The sequence below is a fragment of the Emergencia sp. genome (assembly GCF_048465375.1).
Lineage (GTDB): Bacteria > Bacillota > Clostridia > Peptostreptococcales > Anaerovoracaceae > Senimuribacter.
Genome location: NZ_DBFWLQ010000024.1, coordinates 102,701 through 118,719 on the forward strand (window position 1 = coordinate 102,701; position 16,019 = coordinate 118,719).

Annotated in this window: 17 protein-coding genes; 12 read left to right on the forward strand and 5 right to left on the reverse strand. The window is 44.8% G+C overall.

Features of this window, described 5'->3' with window-relative positions; all coding sequences use genetic code 11:
• Positions 1–28: 28 nt before the first annotated feature.
• Positions 29–1,492 carry an ATP-binding protein gene (locus ACMQ5W_RS15595; protein ID WP_419025976.1) on the forward strand — a complete coding sequence of 488 codons (1,464 nt, stop codon included), beginning with the start codon at positions 29–31 and terminating at the stop codon, positions 1,490–1,492.
• A 43-nt stretch (positions 1,493–1,535) separates the two neighbouring features.
• On the opposite strand, the gene ACMQ5W_RS15600 is transcribed toward ACMQ5W_RS15595, so the two are convergent.
• The 3 genes from ACMQ5W_RS15600 to ACMQ5W_RS15610 are packed head-to-tail and all read right to left on the reverse strand — an operon-like array spanning position 1,536 to position 5,003.
• Positions 1,536–2,630 (reverse strand): DUF917 domain-containing protein, encoded by a 1,095-nt coding sequence (locus ACMQ5W_RS15600; protein ID WP_419025977.1) that lies wholly within the window; start codon positions 2,628–2,630, stop codon positions 1,536–1,538.
• Positions 2,627–3,739: a DUF917 domain-containing protein gene (locus tag ACMQ5W_RS15605; protein ID WP_419025978.1), complete on the reverse strand. Its 1,113-nt coding sequence runs from the start codon at positions 3,737–3,739 to the stop codon at positions 2,627–2,629. The genes ACMQ5W_RS15600 and ACMQ5W_RS15605 overlap by 4 nt, the downstream gene beginning before the upstream one ends.
• Complete coding sequence (locus ACMQ5W_RS15610; RefSeq protein ID WP_419025979.1) at positions 3,723–5,003, reverse strand: purine-cytosine permease family protein; 1,281 nt, start codon at positions 5,001–5,003, stop codon at positions 3,723–3,725. Before ACMQ5W_RS15610 ends, ACMQ5W_RS15605 begins: the two co-directional genes overlap by 17 nt.
• Before the next feature lie 163 nt (positions 5,004–5,166).
• On the opposite strand from ACMQ5W_RS15610, the gene ACMQ5W_RS15615 reads away from it, so the two are divergent.
• Entirely contained in the window at positions 5,167–6,750 is a 1,584-nt protein-coding gene (locus tag ACMQ5W_RS15615; RefSeq protein WP_419025980.1) for a PucR family transcriptional regulator, read from the forward strand.
• Between the two features lie 166 nt (positions 6,751–6,916).
• On the opposite strand, the gene ACMQ5W_RS15620 is transcribed toward ACMQ5W_RS15615, so the two are convergent.
• On the reverse strand, positions 6,917–7,714 hold the full coding sequence (locus tag ACMQ5W_RS15620) for an ATP-binding protein (protein ID WP_419025981.1): 798 nt from the start codon (positions 7,712–7,714) through the stop codon (positions 6,917–6,919).
• A 402-nt stretch (positions 7,715–8,116) separates the two neighbouring features.
• On the reverse strand, positions 8,117–9,187 hold the full coding sequence (locus tag ACMQ5W_RS15625) for a branched-chain amino acid aminotransferase (RefSeq protein WP_148493854.1): 1,071 nt from the start codon (positions 9,185–9,187) through the stop codon (positions 8,117–8,119).
• Positions 9,188–9,529: 342 nt separating this feature from the next.
• On the opposite strand from ACMQ5W_RS15625, the gene ACMQ5W_RS15630 reads away from it, so the two are divergent.
• From ACMQ5W_RS15630 to folK, 10 genes are all read left to right on the forward strand, one after another.
• Complete coding sequence (locus ACMQ5W_RS15630; RefSeq protein WP_419025982.1) at positions 9,530–9,652, forward strand: hypothetical protein; 123 nt, start codon at positions 9,530–9,532, stop codon at positions 9,650–9,652.
• Positions 9,653–9,859: 207 nt separating this feature from the next.
• Positions 9,860–10,378 (forward strand): hypothetical protein, encoded by a 519-nt coding sequence (locus ACMQ5W_RS15635; protein WP_419025983.1) that lies wholly within the window; start codon positions 9,860–9,862, stop codon positions 10,376–10,378.
• Between the two features lie 109 nt (positions 10,379–10,487).
• Complete coding sequence (locus ACMQ5W_RS15640) at positions 10,488–10,811, forward strand: PadR family transcriptional regulator (protein WP_148493852.1); 324 nt, start codon at positions 10,488–10,490, stop codon at positions 10,809–10,811.
• Positions 10,808–12,160 carry a DUF2812 domain-containing protein gene (locus tag ACMQ5W_RS15645; RefSeq protein ID WP_419025984.1) on the forward strand — a complete coding sequence of 451 codons (1,353 nt, stop codon included), beginning with the start codon at positions 10,808–10,810 and terminating at the stop codon, positions 12,158–12,160. Before ACMQ5W_RS15640 ends, ACMQ5W_RS15645 begins: the two co-directional genes overlap by 4 nt.
• 102 nt (positions 12,161–12,262) lie before the next feature.
• A complete protein-coding gene (locus ACMQ5W_RS15650; RefSeq protein WP_419025985.1) occupies positions 12,263–12,529 on the forward strand; it encodes a type II toxin-antitoxin system Phd/YefM family antitoxin in 267 nt (88 codons plus the stop codon).
• 3 nt (positions 12,530–12,532) lie between these two features.
• Positions 12,533–12,850 carry a type II toxin-antitoxin system RelE/ParE family toxin gene (locus tag ACMQ5W_RS15655; RefSeq protein ID WP_419025986.1) on the forward strand — a complete coding sequence of 106 codons (318 nt, stop codon included), beginning with the start codon at positions 12,533–12,535 and terminating at the stop codon, positions 12,848–12,850.
• Positions 12,851–13,205: 355 nt separating this feature from the next.
• On the forward strand, positions 13,206–13,766 hold the full coding sequence (folE, locus tag ACMQ5W_RS15660; RefSeq protein WP_148493848.1) for a GTP cyclohydrolase I FolE: 561 nt from the start codon (positions 13,206–13,208) through the stop codon (positions 13,764–13,766).
• Positions 13,763–14,248 carry an HD domain-containing protein gene (locus ACMQ5W_RS15665; protein ID WP_419025987.1) on the forward strand — a complete coding sequence of 162 codons (486 nt, stop codon included), beginning with the start codon at positions 13,763–13,765 and terminating at the stop codon, positions 14,246–14,248. The genes folE and ACMQ5W_RS15665 overlap by 4 nt, the downstream gene beginning before the upstream one ends.
• Before the next feature lie 2 nt (positions 14,249–14,250).
• Entirely contained in the window at positions 14,251–15,063 is an 813-nt protein-coding gene (gene folP / locus ACMQ5W_RS15670; protein ID WP_419025988.1) for a dihydropteroate synthase, read from the forward strand.
• A complete protein-coding gene (gene folK / locus ACMQ5W_RS15675) occupies positions 15,050–15,871 on the forward strand; it encodes a 2-amino-4-hydroxy-6-hydroxymethyldihydropteridine diphosphokinase (protein WP_419025989.1) in 822 nt (273 codons plus the stop codon). The genes folP and folK overlap by 14 nt, the downstream gene beginning before the upstream one ends.
• Positions 15,872–16,019: the final 148 nt, after the last annotated feature.

A 16,019-nucleotide genomic window follows, 5' to 3' on the forward strand; every position in this document is an offset into this window, starting at 1 on the left:
TGGTAATGTATAGTTGGAGGAAATTAGCATGGACAGCTTTACTGATCACTTAATTGCAGAGGCAACAGAATATGAGTTCAAGAGCGCATTAGAAACAAAAAAGGCAAAGAGCTGGCTGAAAACTGTCAGTGCATTTTCCAACGGTTTGGGCGGAACAATTTACTTTGGAATTAACAGTGATGGTTCTTTGGAAGGTCTGTCGGATTTACAAAATGCATCAGAAAAAATCAGCGAATTAATACTGGCAAAGATAGAACCTGCGGCTTACTTTATATTGACACCAGTCAAAGCTGATGATGGCAGAGCGATTTTAAAGTTAGAAGTCAAAGCAGGAACTTTGGCTCCGTATTATTACGTCTCGGATGGTAACAGGATTCCATATGTGAGAATGGGAGAAGAAAGCGTACAGGCTCCTCCTAACATTTTGAGCGAACTGATTTTAAAGGGTCAGAGAATGTCCTTTGACGCAATGATTACCGAATATAATAAGTCGGATTTTAGTTTTTCAATTTTTGAAGCGACCTACAGACAACGCGTGCACAAAGCTTTAGAACCAGGGGACTATATTTCCTTTGGTTTAGCTGATCGCAGCGGAAAATTGACCAATGCGGGTCTGCTGTTTTCTGATCAGTGCCCTTTGCTGCAGTCCCGCATCTTCTGCACCAGATGGGATGGACTTGAGGCAGGCTCACTGTTTAAAGATGCCTTAGATGATAAGGAATACGAAGGAAATATTTTGTCACTTTTGGAAAACGCAAAGCTTTTTGTCAAGAATAATTCTAAAAAGCGGTGGTCGAAGACTGCAGACGGGCGGATTGAATGGCCAGACTATGAGGAGGCAGCGATTCATGAGGCGTTAGTCAATGCGCTGGTTCATCGCTCGTATATTTCTCTTGGCAGTGAAATCCATGTGGACATGTTCAACGACAGACTCGTGATCTGTTCGCCTGGCGGCATGATCAACGGCAAAAAGATTCAGAATCTGGAACTGACAGAACTGCCCTCCGAGCGGAGAAATCCAGTAATTGCAGACATTTTAAGCCGTATGCATCTGATGGAACGCAGGGGAAGTGGGATTAAAGAAATACTGCGTCTCTACAGCGACAAAAAGCCACCGGAATTCTATTCAACGGATATTCAATTCACCATCAAATTCTGGAATCAGAATCATCAAGAGTACTCTGATATAAAAACATGGAGCAACAGCATGGATGTTCATGAAACCATAAGTGAATATTCCGCGCCAGAGTTATTCAGGCGAGAAAAGATGAAGGAAAAGATCAGAAAGAGCGCGATGCATCCATCTCAGAAAGCGTTATTGATATGGGTACTAGACACGGTGGATCTGCAGGAGAAACTGACGGACGCTCTGCTTTGTGAAATGACAGGCTGCGATCGGCAAGAAGCTGTGAAGCTGATTCACCAGCTGGAGGAACTGGATATGATTGTGCAGGCGGAGGCCAGAGGCGTCTATTTGTTGAAACAGGGCTGACCAGCTGGCCAACCCTGTTTCAATTTAATGTCTCAATGATATGTTACTGATTGAAAGGCACGTAATCCACGTCGATGCCGAAATGTCTGGGACCGAAGATTTCCAAACCTTCACGACACTTCCACATTTGTGGGGCAGGAAGTGCAAAGACAGTCATCTCGTCGCCTATGGAAAAGTCCGGTGTGGTCATCGGATTTCCCTCTTTATCTATCATACAGATCAGATCGGGAACTGTAACGTCGATTTCTCCGTTGCGGTAAGAAGCGATGTTTTCGTTCTTAAATTTGATCTGATAGGTCTCGTTTTGATAGCCGTTCAGGCCTTTCAGATAGATATCACCGTATTGAAAGCCATCGCGTAGTTCCCACGGCATATCGGTTACGGTTCCCTTGAAGAGCATTTTTCCAGCCATTTGGGAGACAATCTGTGATGCGGCATCATCGCCGCTTTCTTTTGCCTGGTGTAAAATTCTGCCGATTTTCAGAGCATAGCTGATGGCACCTGGAATGATGGCTTCTCGGTACTGCTTGCCGGTCATGGGATGATCGCAGACGCTGATATCGTCGCCGCTGACGATGGCGATGGAGCGAACCAGGGTTTCTATACGAAAGTCGTCAATCATCTCTTTGAACACCATGACTTCTCCGAATTTGGTAACGACTGCCATCGGTTCGCTTCTTAAGCCCTTCATATAAAAAGTAGACTGGGAAAGCTCTGGTACCGACCTGCCAGCAGGGTCACCATCGGCGAGTGGAATATCAAGGAGACAGGCGATATGGAGAGCTTCTGCTGTATTCATGCCTCCCAGTTCAGAGGAGGATACAGCAAAAAACTTGTGCCCGATTTCTTCCTCTAGCGTTTGAAATGCTATGACAGCAGAAGCTTCCACTTTGGGAAGTCTGTCCAGGTCAGGGGGCAGTTCTGCTCCAACGGCTGCAGGTGCGCCACAGCCGTAAGGAATGCTGATATAACCATCATCAGGAATTTCGTCTAAGTCGGCCAGCTTCAGCGTCCGTCCCAGCGCAAAGTCTTCTTTCATGATTTCAAACCCGTGGTCGATTTTACCGCCGCCACCGGTTCCCAAGACGGCACAGCCGTAAAGCAGGTCGATCATATCTTGTTTGTTCAATTCTCTCATTTGTCGTTCCTCCTGTTCTGCTTAAAAGGTATATAATCGGCGTCGATGCCAAAATAGCGGGGACCGAAGATGGACAGCCCCTCAGCAGTAGTCCATAGCTGCGGTGCCGGCAGTGCAAAGACATTCATTTCATCACCGACACGAAAGTCCGGTGTCGTCATGGGATCTCCATCTTTATCAATCATGCAGATCAAATCCGGCACAGTGATATCGATGCGATCATTTCTATAAGCGGCAAGGTTTTCATTTTTGAAGATAATTTTATATGCTTCGCCGTCATATTCTTTGATGCCTTTCAGATGGATTTCTCCGTAGTCAAAACCGTCACGACATTCCCAGGGGAGCGCCGTAACGATGCCGCGAAAAAGCATGGCACCGCCCATAGCGTCTGCGATGGCCAAGGCGGCATCGATATTTTCACGCCGCGCCCTTCGTAGGATTCTGCCTATTTCCCAGGCATGGGAGATGGCGCCGGGGATGATGGACTGACGGTACTCCAAACCTGTCATAGGGTGATCGCAGACACTGATTTCATCACCGCTGGCACAGGCCATGGCACGAACCAAATCTTCCGCCCTAAAATCACTGACGGCATCTTTTAAAATTGCCACATCACCGAATTTGCTTGCTACAGCTAAAGGCGTGATGGATTTGCCTTTCAAATAGAAGGTGGAATGAATCAGCTCTGGCACAGAACGTCCGGCGGGATCTCCGTCAGCGAGAGGAAGTTCCAGAAGACAGGCGATGTGGAGGGCTTCCGCCGTGTTCATGCCGCCTAGTTCTGTAGAAGAAATGGCAAAAATCTTCGTCTGTAAAAACTCTTCCAGTGCCTGAAAGGCCAAGACAGCAGGGGAGCCTTTCACATGGGGCAGTTTTTTAAAACGATCTTGCTCTGTGGCAGCCGCTGAAGGTGCGCCGCAGCCATAAGGAGAGGCCACCATCGCATCATCGGGTATTTCACTGAGAGAAACTACAGTTAGAACACGATTTTGCTCAAAATCCTCTTGCATGATTTCAAGTCCTTGTGCCAGACTGCCGCCGCCGCCCGTTCCAAGGACGGTACAACCGTAGAGCAGGTCGATGATATCTTCCTTATACAACCTTTTCATTTCTATTCACCTCCCTGGACTTTGACGGGATAAACTTCTCAGCGATGTAATATGCGACCAGTGAGAAGAGAATACCTGTATATGCATATCCGGATAGATAAGCTAGGACTGCGCCTACGGCCCAACTGATGATACCTGCCCAATTTACACCATCGACAGAATGCCAGTTTTCTGCTTTCCCCTTACCGACCAGCCAATAATCAGCCATCATGGCACCGCCTACAGGGCAGACCAGAAAGGCAAGAAAACTCAGAAAGGATTCGATATGGTCCAGTACGCCGAATGCGCCCAGTAAGGTTCCGATGATACCTGCGACGACGGTCACTTCACGTCTTCTGTTATCTGGCAGGTTGAAGGCCATGACCACATCCAGACCTCCACTGTAGATATTGGACGAATTGGTCGTCCACGTGGAAAGGATGATGGAAAGAATGCCAATGATTGGAAGTCCGACTTGAATTAATACCAAGCTGATGTCATATTCCCCTGATATCTTTGTTAAAACAGCACCGAGAGAGAGGGTGATGACAGCTACCGGCAATACGCCTAAGACTGTCGACTTTGCCGTCTCCACCCTGTTTTTCTGAAATCTTGCCACATCGGCAGCTGTTACGACGCCTACTGCATAAAAGTCGAATGCCAGACTGACGCCGGCCATGAAGGACATGCTGCGCTCCACTTCTGCCGTTGCAGCATCAAAACCGTATTGCCGGATAGCCAGATAGGTGCCAACGGCCATCACGATTAAAAGAAAAGGAATCGAAACCGCGTTGAGTTTTTCCATCGCGCGCATGCCGTATACGGCAGTAATTAACATGATCAGTCCCCATAAAATATTGGAGACAATGAGGGGGATCTGAATACCGAAGGTCTCTGACATGAAGTTGGTAAACGCGTCACCGCATATTTCATTGGTTATGCCAAACCAGCCGATGAGGTTGATGGCAAAGACTACGCTGACCAGATAGCGGGCGCCTTTTTTGCCAAAGGAGGATTCAGACAGCGTACAGGAGGCAATACCCAGGTCAGAACCTTGAAAACCGATGATTGTCATTAAAACTACTACGATCAAATTACCTAGAGTGCCTGCTAAAATGGCCTCCCCGAGAGGCATTGCCTCTGCCAGAAGGGCTCCCTCTAAAAAAGAGGAAGCACAGACGCAGATTCCAGCTTGAACCAAGGCGAGGGAAATCCATCCCTGACGTTCCTCAACAGGAATCGGAGTCAGTGCATTGGCTTCAACGTGCTTATTGTTATTTTCCATTTTGTTTCTCCTTTCAAAGTAGTATGTAATCAGAGTGTATCATTTTCAGATTATTTTGTCTTTGAGCAGTGTCCTAAGAATTTTGTTATTATTTGTGACGAAGCACAAAATGGTTGTGGCTGTATCTCGTCTATGTTACTATTCTCTTAAGGAGGAGAAACAGATGAGTATCACTTTAAGAGATTGCCTCAAGCTGCCGTCCCTCAGCTTGGGACGTGTGATTGCAGGCCATAAGGGCCTTGACAGCATCGTAACCACTGTATCCGTTTTGGAATTCAACGATACAGATGAACTGGATATCATGACCCCGAATGAACTACTGATATCTGCGCTTTTCACCATGAAGGATGATGTCGAAGCACAATGCAAGCTTTTGCAGAAGAGCAAGTACAACGGAGACGTAGGTCTGGTCTTATTTTATTCTGACGTCATCTTGGGGCATATCGATGACCGTTTTACCGAAATGGCAGACCTGCTCAATTTTCCAATCATTCTTTTACCAGAAAGGGATATGGGACTGAAATACAGTGACGTGATCAGCGATGTCATGGAAGCGATTTTCTATGACCGGAAGGTAAATAACTATTTTGTCAGCAGTACCATCGAAAGGCTTTCTCAGACTTCAGAGGCAGTGCGGAGCCCGTCTCTTGCACTGCAGATTGCCAGCGATTATGCCAAAGCTAGTTTTTTTCTTTGTGATGAGAGCTATCATCTGATCGCTTCATCTTTTTGGCCGGCAACCAATTTTCTCGATTTTAATAGGGTGAAGGAAACCTTTGAGGAAAAGATTTTGACAGAAAACACTGTCATGGAAGATAGGGAAGAAGGCATTTACTTTCGCACGCCTTTTGTGGGCAAAGCGGGAAATAAGCTGATGTTATGCGCCGTTACCCACAATGACATCCTCTATTCCGGCATCATGAGTGAGGTCGTGGAAGTCATTCAGCTGTTTACGGCTCTTTGGAACTATAATCTGAACGTCTCCGCAAAAGAGTCTGTGATACCGGCACTCTTTGAATGCAATGAAGACCTGGTGAGACATATCTGTCAGTTTACTGGGATCAAAGCGGAACTCTACAATGAAGCCGTCATTATAGAACTTCTGCAGACTGCACAGGAGCGAGAGATAGGAGTATGGCTGACACAGACGAGAGGTCTTTTTGAGCAATTTGCGGTGCCTCTGATTGCTGATCATTTAGGTACTCATATTATCATGCTGTATTTTAACGGAGACGGGACAAAAGACATGCTGCTGGAGGAAGAACTGCAAAATCAATTGACAGGATGGCAGGCTGCAAAGTTTTGTACTACTTATCATTCAGAACAGCTGTTTGATAAAATGGGTGCTGTTTTTAAGGAGTATGCGGCTGGCAAAGATGCAGCGCAGAAAATCTATCCTAATAAAAGGCAGTTCACCGAGGAGGATATGCATTATGCTCGCAGAGTACAGAAACTTTTCAACTCGATCGATGCAGAGAAAGAATACTATCTCAATCTTTTGACTCCAATTATGGATGACAGAGAACCAGAACTGATGGAGACCCTGGCCTGTTACCTTCTTGATGCGTCTTCTGGATTGAAGGCGGCTTCCGCACTGCTCTATGTTCACAGAAATACAGTGCTGTATCGTCTGAATAAAATCAGGATGCTGCTTGGTTATGACTTGGCTAAAATGCCCATGGCTTATGATATCTATATGGCGGTATCCTTGCACAGGCTGCGTGAAAACGAGAAGGAAAGTTTGTGATTTATTACAAATAAGGGAAAAGCATCTGATGAACGGCGGTAAATATTATGTCTGGGATCCAATTCTCGGGGTGACGGGGAGTTTAGAAAATGAAAACAGACAGCCTGACCGAAAGGGTCAGGCTGTCTGTTTTCGTTATAATTTAAGGAGTTTATTTATCATAGTATTATTTAATACCAATGCTAACGAGTTGTATGAACTGCTTAGCCGTCCGCGGGCTTCTGCCGTTTGAACGGATTGCAAAGGCTTCCGCCTTGCGGTACAGTTCGGATTCTTCCATCGCTACGCCGTACTCTGCTGCCAGGCTTTTGACAATCTCCAGATAGAGGTCTTTTTCTGGCTTGGAGAAGGTGATGGTTAGGCCAAATCTGGCTGACAGACTCATGGTCTCTTGTAGGGTATCATTGAGATGAAGATCTGTGCCCAGTCGGTCGTCCATAGACTCTTTGATCAAATGCCGCCTGTTGCTGGTTGCATAGATGGCAATATTTTTGGAATAGCTGGTCACATTTCCTTCTAGGATGCCTTTTAGATAACAAAATGCGTCGTCATTTTGGCCAAAGCTGAGGTCATCGATATAAAAGATGAACTTCAGCGGGTTATCATACAATTGGTCTATAACTGCCGGGATATCAGACAGTTGAGATTTATCAAACTCAACAAGTCGTACTCCCTGATCATAGAATGCATTTGCACAGGCCTTGATAGTGGAGGATTTGCCAGTGCCAGCATCTCCATAGAGGAGGACGTTGCTGGCAGGTTTGCCTTCTGCCAAAGCTCTGGTGTTCTCAAGAACCTGGTTGCGCTCTCTGGCGTAACCGTATAGTTGGTCGATGGTCTGCTGGTCAGCATTTTTCACTGGCAGAAGCTTACCATCGTCGACTTTAAATGTCCTGTACTTGGCAAAGATTCCATGTCCTCTTGAGGAAAGGGAATCCAGCATCGCGTCGTACTCTTTTTTCAAATCTATTTTCTGAGTATCCCAACGAGGAAGGTATTCATCATAATTAATTAAGTCTTTGATTTGAGGAGTGGTTATATTGGCTAGTTTTTGCAAAACAAGCAATTCCTCATCGAGACACTCGTAAATAGATCGACTTATTATGGCATTATTAAGTCTCTTTATCAAAAAGAAGTTTTCATCTTCTATGATAAACGTTTTTACAAATTCTGTTAAATTGCCACCTTGTTCATATAATGCTCTTGAAAAAGCTCCATAGAGATTGAGTTGCTCGTCTAAGGAGCTTTTTTCAATCGCATATAAAAGTTTTTGAAGGCTCGAAACAACATCGGTTTCAAGTATACTTCGAAAAACGGAGAGGGCATTTAACTGTCTGTTTAAATCAAATAAAGTGTTATCCATAGCTTATTCTACTGGAACCGTCCAATCCATAAAGTCTTCTACTTTGCCAGTCTGGATACCGTAGATAGTATCATACATTTCCTGTGCGACTGGACCGATTTTATTGTCATTGATGACCATGTTTTCACCCTTGTAGAGCAGTTCTCCGACAGGAGAGACGATAGCTGCTGTTCCAGATGCGAACATTTCTTTCAGCTGGCCAGCTCTGTAAGCTGTTTCCAGTTCGTCGATGGAGACTTTTCTTTCTGAGACTTTGATGCCTTTTTTCTTGCAAAGGGCGATGATGGAATCTCTGGTGATGCCAGGCAGAATGGAACCGTTGAGTTCACTAGTAACCACTTCGTCGCCGATGACAAAGAAGGCGTTGGCCGCACCGATTTCTTCGATGTATTTCTGTTCATAAGCATCCAGCCAGAGAATCTGCTCGTAACCTTTGTCGTGGGCGATTTCCTGTGCTTTCAGGCTGCCGCCGTAGTTTCCGCCGCATTTGGCTTCACCGGTTCCGCCTTTGACCGCTCTGACATAGACGTCTTCTACGTACATCTTGGTAGGCGCGAGACCGTTTTCAAAATAAGGGCCGACAGGACTGAGGATGATCATAAATTTATAGGTCATAGATCTTCTGACACCGAGGAACGCCTCGTCACCGAAGATAAAAGGTCTTATGTAAAGAGCAGTTCCTTCACCTTCTGGAATCCAGTCCTGATCGATTTTGACCAAAGCTTTGATGGCTTCTACGAATAAATCTTCGTCGATTTCTGGAATGCAGAGTCTGTCGTTGGTGTTGTTGGTACGTTTTGCGTTCATATATGGTCTGAACAGCTGCACACGGCCTTCGGGCGTCTTGTATGCTTTCAGTCCCTCGAACATTTCCTGACCGTAATGGAGCACCACTGCCGCAGGATCCAGTTCAATCGGTCCATAAGGAACGATGCGGCCGTTATTCCAGCCTTTGCCTTCGCTGTAATCCATGATAAACATGTGGTCGGTGAAAACAGTACCAAAACGAAGTCCCTTTGGATCAGGCTTCTGCTTTGGATTTGCCGTCTTGGTGATAGAAAATTCATAGTTCATATTTGGTCCCTCTTTTCTTCCGTTTATTTACACTTTTACAAATAATAAAAAAACAAAAATTCTGCTTCTATCTTAACTCTAAAGTTGTATTATGTCAACAATTTTGAACAAAAAATATTGTCTTTAATAACAAAAGATTGCAATGTAAATTTGACTGAGAATTCTTAATTTTTGTTAAGGAATGTTGTATTGTATTAAAAGCGTGATAGAATAAGAAATAAAATAAGTTCGTGCTTTGCTGGAATACCATTCCAATGATATGTTTTAACAGCTGGAGGAATAATATGAAAATTTTAATCTGTAATGTCAATTACCATCGGCATTGAAGTGAAGGAAAGTCTTATGTACAGATCAAACTGCCCATTGATCACCTTTGCAACAAATTACGCTGAAGCGATGAAAGAAGCTTATGGCAGCAATGTGATTGGTTTTCTAACTAAGCCAATTGATAAAACGGAACTCTGACTGTATCTAGATAAGGCCATATAGCTTCTTCCATTAGGTAGAAAAGTAAAAATTAATGAGGAAGAAACCATAATTGATGTAGCGCCGTATACGAGCCCCGTACATACGGGGCAATGGTAGGATGAGGAATAACCCTCACCCTCTTATTTAAGAATCACTATTATAATACTTGTTATGTGATTATTGCACATAGGAGAACAATATGTTATGAAACATAATATCGTAAAAATAGTTTTAACTATGGGATTTATCATTTTAATTTTACTATATAATATCTCCTGGAATATTTCTCGAGAAGTGAATGGTGTCATGATCAAGCTTGATGATTCGTCTTTTCTTGAGCCAATTACTGTTAAACTAGAGGGCACTTATGACGTCAACTGTCTTTGTAAGGATGTTTATAAAGGATATATTCGCATATCAAATAATGACCTGACAGATTATATCGTAGATGATCAGTTGGAAATAAATGTAGAGAATGGTAGCCCGATAACGTACATGTATGATAAATCTGATTGGCAGTTCAAAGAAAATGGCGAGGCTTTTTATCATTATGGCTATCTTCTATCAAAACGTGGTTTGTTCAAATTATCATTTAAAGTGGCACAGAACCGAGGCTGGATGTCGGACTCTGGTTACTGCATTGTCACAGGTGTCGAATCCTATGATAAAGCCATGCGCATTCTAGCTCAGGATTATGGAATTAGCCCGCCACCTGATAGCTAAGCTCTTTTGTTCCTTCTCTAAAATTATGAGTTGTCTTTCATTGACATTATCGAATATCGATAGTATAATAGAGGTAAGATTAACGATATTCGATATTTGGAGGGTTTTGATGCCGAGAGAGAAGTTTCAGACGCTGACGGAGCAGATGTTTTATATTTTACTGTGCCTGCGGTCGGAGTGTTATGGCATGGACATCATGGAAAGAGTGGCAGCGATGACCGATGGACGTGTCAACGTAGGACCAGGCACACTCTACAACCTGTTGGAACAGTTTGTCTCTGCGGGGATGATCTGTCTTACGAGAGAAGAGGGCAGGCGGCGGAGCTACATTTTGACCGAAAGGGGTAAGGTGGCGTTAGATAGAGAATGTGCAAGGCTTCGCAGACAGCTGGCTGATTATGATGCCTGCTTTGGAGGGGAGGAACCAAAATGAAAAATACCAAACGCCGGATCGAATGGTTCGCTTTCTATGACAGATGCGGGATGGAGCGGCATTTGGAAAAGATGGCAGAGCAGGGATGGATGCTTACAAGGCTGACAGGCTTCTGTTGGCAGTATCGCAGGATAACGCCGGCTAAACTTCACTTTGCTATCACGTATTTTGAAGAAGCCTCAATCTTTGATCCTGTGCTGCCTGCTGGTCAGAGGGCTTATTTGGCGTATTGTCAGAAAGCGGGCTGGCACCTGGCGGCAAACTCTGCGCAGTTTCAAGCCTTTTATAGCGGGGAAGAAGATCCTGTTCCTATTGAGACAGATGCTGCGACCCAGGTTACCAACATTCATCGGGTGATGATGAAGAGTCAGGTACTGGCTTTTATTCTGTTGCTGTTTCTCTCTATTTTTCAGCTTGTCAGCAATTTGCAGATGGTCTTTGCAGAGCCGGAGATCGAACTGGCGAATAATATGATGATTTCAACTATTTCCACGTGCAGCCTGGCAGCCATTCTATGTATTTCACAGGTCTTGGGATATTTCCTGTGGTATTACAGAGCAAAGAAAGCAGCCAATTTAGACGGCAGTTTTTATGACAAGCCCAGTGGAGTGTGGATTGGAAAATTAGCACTTTTTTTGCTTGTGTTAAACATAGTCTTCTTGATCTATGCGATCGCTGTTTCGAGACTGGGTATTATCGGCGGGATGGCTTTCGCAGTGGTGCCTGTTGTTATCTGTCTAAGTCTTTTGATAAGGAATACATTGATTCACTGGGGCGTGCCGAAAGGAATCAACCGCATCGCAACTTTCACGGCGGTTACCGTATTGACTTTCGTCTTCTTGGGGAGCGTCGTATTTGTGGGTATCTTAGCCGGAGATGACCATGCACTCACAGAGAAGGAAGCAAAAACTAAAGCTCCTCTCTTAATCAGTGATCTCAGAAAAGTTGATCGTGCAAATTATGAGATTCGCTACGACAGGGACAACTCCTGCTTTCTCGACCGAATCGAGGTGGAGGATAGAAGCAAAGACTCCGCAGTTGGAGATGCGCCACAGCTTCGCTACATATTGACGAAGATCAAAGTCTCCGCAATTTACAACGCCTGTTTTGATGCAATATTCCGCAAGAATCAAGAAGATTATCAGGAAATGTCGGCAAGCAATGGATATGCGATAGCAAAGAATGCGTCCTTATGGCAGGCCGAAAAGGTCTACTGCCTGTATCGCGGATCACGTGCCCATCCTGATTATATTGTCTGCTGGAAGGACCGCATCGCAGAAATACAGTTTTACTTTGATCCGACAGAAAAAGAGATTGGAGATGCTGCGAGGGCATTGAAAAGCTATTGATTTCGGCGCTGCAGGCTCATAGGAATATATTGACCTTGTGGTATTAAATGAGTATAATAGAGTTAGAATTATACTATGTTGAAAACGTGTGGAGGTGACATCATGAATATTCGCCCATCTGCAGCAATTCGCCAGAATTATAACGAAATCGCTGATTTGTGCAGAAAAACTGCAGAACCGGTTTACCTTACCAAAAACGGCGAGGGAGATTTGGTCGTCATGGATATTGAAACCTATAACAGAAGAGAAAAGATGCTCAGATTAAGAGAGGAACTTTTGGCAGTTGAAGAGGATAGAATTGCAGGCAAAAAAGGCTGCACTCTCGATGAACTAGATGCTTTCCTTGATGAAGTGATTGCCGAGGTATGACCTATGACAGAAAACAAAAAATACAAAGTTATCGTTTCTGATAGGGCAAAAATAATGCTGGGGATGCATATCCGGTTCATGGCGAAGGTCAATAAAGATGACGCTATGGCGAAAAAGAAAGAGATTATGACTGCGATGCGGTCTTTGCAGCAGATGCCGTATAGGTTCCCATTTTTTGAAGAAATGTATATTATGCCCAACAAATACCATAAAATGTTCATTGAAAAATGGTATCTAATCCTTTATCAAATCAAAGATGATACTGTCTTTGTAGAATATATTTTGGACTGCCGCGAAGACTACAGGTGGTTCATTCGTTGACAACAAAAGGGATGAAATAGTAAGAGAAAGATGGATAACAATGCAAACTTATTTATGGATAGAAGATCGCAAGGGGAAGGCAGGAATTTGTTCGAACTGGTAAGCCGCAGGGTTGGGGAGCAGACCGAGCTGAGCATACAACCCTATCTGTGAATAGCGGATTTTTCCCGATAATCCTTGAGGTTCACGGCATAATTATGGTACAATGTCCTTACCCGGCGACTGGCAAGGCAAAGCCGCAGACAGAGCCGAGGTACGACAGGTGCCTAGTGCCTCTTAGCGATGGCGACGCCAGAGCTTAGAGCATATGGTACAATAAACACATCAATCTATCGAAAGGATTACCAACATATTAATGGACAAAGATAAGATTAAAGAAGGTGTACGACTGATTCTGGAAGGAATCGGCGAAGATATAAACAGAGAAGGGCTTCTCGAAACTCCGGAACGGATTGCCAAGATGTATGAGGAGCTGGCTGCCGGTTATGAGGACAGCGCAGCGGAGCATCTGTCCAAACGGTTTCATGTAGAGGACAGCGATATGATCATAGAAAAGGATATTACCTTTTATTCTTTCTGTGAGCATCATATGCTTCCGTTTTATGGACATGCTGCGGTGGCATATATTCCGAACGGAGAAGTTGTGGGATTATCGAAGATTGCCAGAACCGTGGAGGTTTTTGCCAAGCGTTTTCAGCTGCAGGAGAGACTGGCTGCACAGGTGGCCGACGCATTTATGGAAGAACTCAATCCAAAAGGCGTCATGGTGCTCATCGAGGCAGAACACATGTGCATGACTATGCGCGGCATCAAAAAGCCGGGAGCAAAGACAGTTACTGTTGTGACACGAGGCGCTTTTGAAGAGGACCAGAAGCTGCAGAACCGCTTCTTTCAGATGTTAGGACAAAGAGCATGATGGAAAGAGTGAATCGTATCATCCGTCATCCCCTTTGGAAAGGTGCACTGCAGCAGATCGAAGCGTTAGAAAAGGACAGGGACTTCTGCCGGCATGATCTCGATCATTTTCTTCACGTTGCCCGTATAGCGTATATCGAGAATCTGGAGCAGTCTCTCGACTTATCAAAAGAAACCATCTACGCAGCTGCCCTTCTCCACGATATCGGCAGAGGCCTGCAATATGAGAAGGGACTTCCTCACGAGGACGCCAGCGCTGCTTTGGCACAGGGGATTCTGACGGACTGCGGCTTTTGCGAGGGTGAAAAGAAAGTTATTGTTGATGCAATCGCTGCCCATAGAAATGCTGATGTGGCAAGGGGGTATGACCTTGCAGGCATTCTATACAAGGCGGACAAAGCTTCGCGTAACTGCTTTGTCTGCAAAGCAGAGACGGAGTGCAATTGGAGCAGAGAAAAGAAAAATACATATATAAAGGATTGAAAATGAAAATAGGCAACAAGAATTTTGATATAAAAAACAATTGTTATATTATGGGAATCCTCAACGTAACGCCGGATTCTTTTTCTGATGGCGGCAAGTGGGACGACCTGGATCGTGCTAAGAAACATGTAGAAGAGATGATCAGAGATGGTGCGGACATTATCGACGTTGGCGGTGAATCGACGAGACCTGGCCACGTGAAGATATCTGTCCAGGAAGAAATCGAAAGAGTCGTGCCATATATTCAGATGATTAAGGAAAACTTTGATATACCGGTGTCCATCGACAGCTACAAAAGCGATGTTGTGGAAGCTGCCCTCAAGGCTGGTGCTGATTTCGTCAACGATATCTGGGGGCTCAAATACGACAGCCGCGTCGGGGAACTGATTGCTGAATATGATGTGCCTTGCTGTCTGATGCATAATCGCGCCAACACCGATTATGACGATTTCATGGAGGAGATGCTGAGCGACATGAAAAAGTCCATCCGCATCGCAAAATTCGCTGGCATCAGAGACGAACAGATTATTCTCGACCCAGGTGTCGGTTTTGGTAAAACACAGGAACATAACCTGACTGTCATCCATCGTCTTGCGGAACTCTGCGCTCTCGGTTATCCCGTACTGCTGGCGACTTCCAGAAAGTCAGTCATCGGAACGACGTTGAATCTGCCGACGGATCAAAGGGTAGAAGGCACCCTGGCTACTACGGTTCTGGGCGTAATCAATGGCGCTGCCTTCGTCCGTGTTCATGACATCAAGGAAAACTATCGCGCTATCAAAATGACGGAGGCAATTTTACATGAAAAAATATGATGAAATTCGCATAGAAAACCTGCAAATCTTTGCTAATCATGGTGTGTTTCCAGAAGAGACAAAACTGGGACAGAAGTTTTTGGTTTCTATCATCATGTATGTGGATACGAAAAAGGCCGGACAGAAGGATGATTTGAATTTATCCATAGATTATGGCAGTGTCAGCCACTTCATCACCCGTTTTTTGCAAGAACATACTTATAAACTTATCGAGGCAGCGGCGGAACATTTGGCAGAGGAATTGCTGCTTACCTTCCCCCTCCTAAAAGGCGTTTCTGTGGAACTGAAAAAACCCTGGGCGCCGGTGGGACTGCCGCTGGATACCGTATCAGTGAAGATCGAGAGATTTTGGCATCAGGCATATGTTGCCCTGGGTTCTAATATTGGGGATAAAAAGGCATTTCTGGATATGGCGGTAGAAGAACTGAACAAAATGGAGGATTGTAAGGTAGAGCGGGTGTCCGACTATATTACTACAGCGCCTTATGGCGGCGTGGAGCAGGACGACTTTCTCAACGGCTGTGTACAAATTTCCACGTTGTTAACCCCGGAGGAATTGCTCTCTGCACTCCATGGAATTGAAGGAACCGCTCATCGTAAGAGGGAGGTGCACTGGGGTCCGAGAACCTTGGATTTGGATATTTTGCTATACGATGATTTGATTTATGAGAGCGAGAACCTGATGATTCCGCATGTCGAAATGCATCTGCGGGATTTTGTACTTGAACCGTTATCACAGATAGCGCCATGGGTCAGACATCCGGGGTTGGGCAAGACCGTCAAAGAATTATTAGACGACCTAAAATGAGCGTATTGCCTGAAGAAAAAATTAAAAAAGCGAATATGAGATGACAGCAGTCCGTACAATCTTACCTCTTTGTACGGACTTTTTTGTAAAAAATCTTATCCATAGATACGGGCTGGCGGCATTGACAGAAGGGGAATTATACGATATA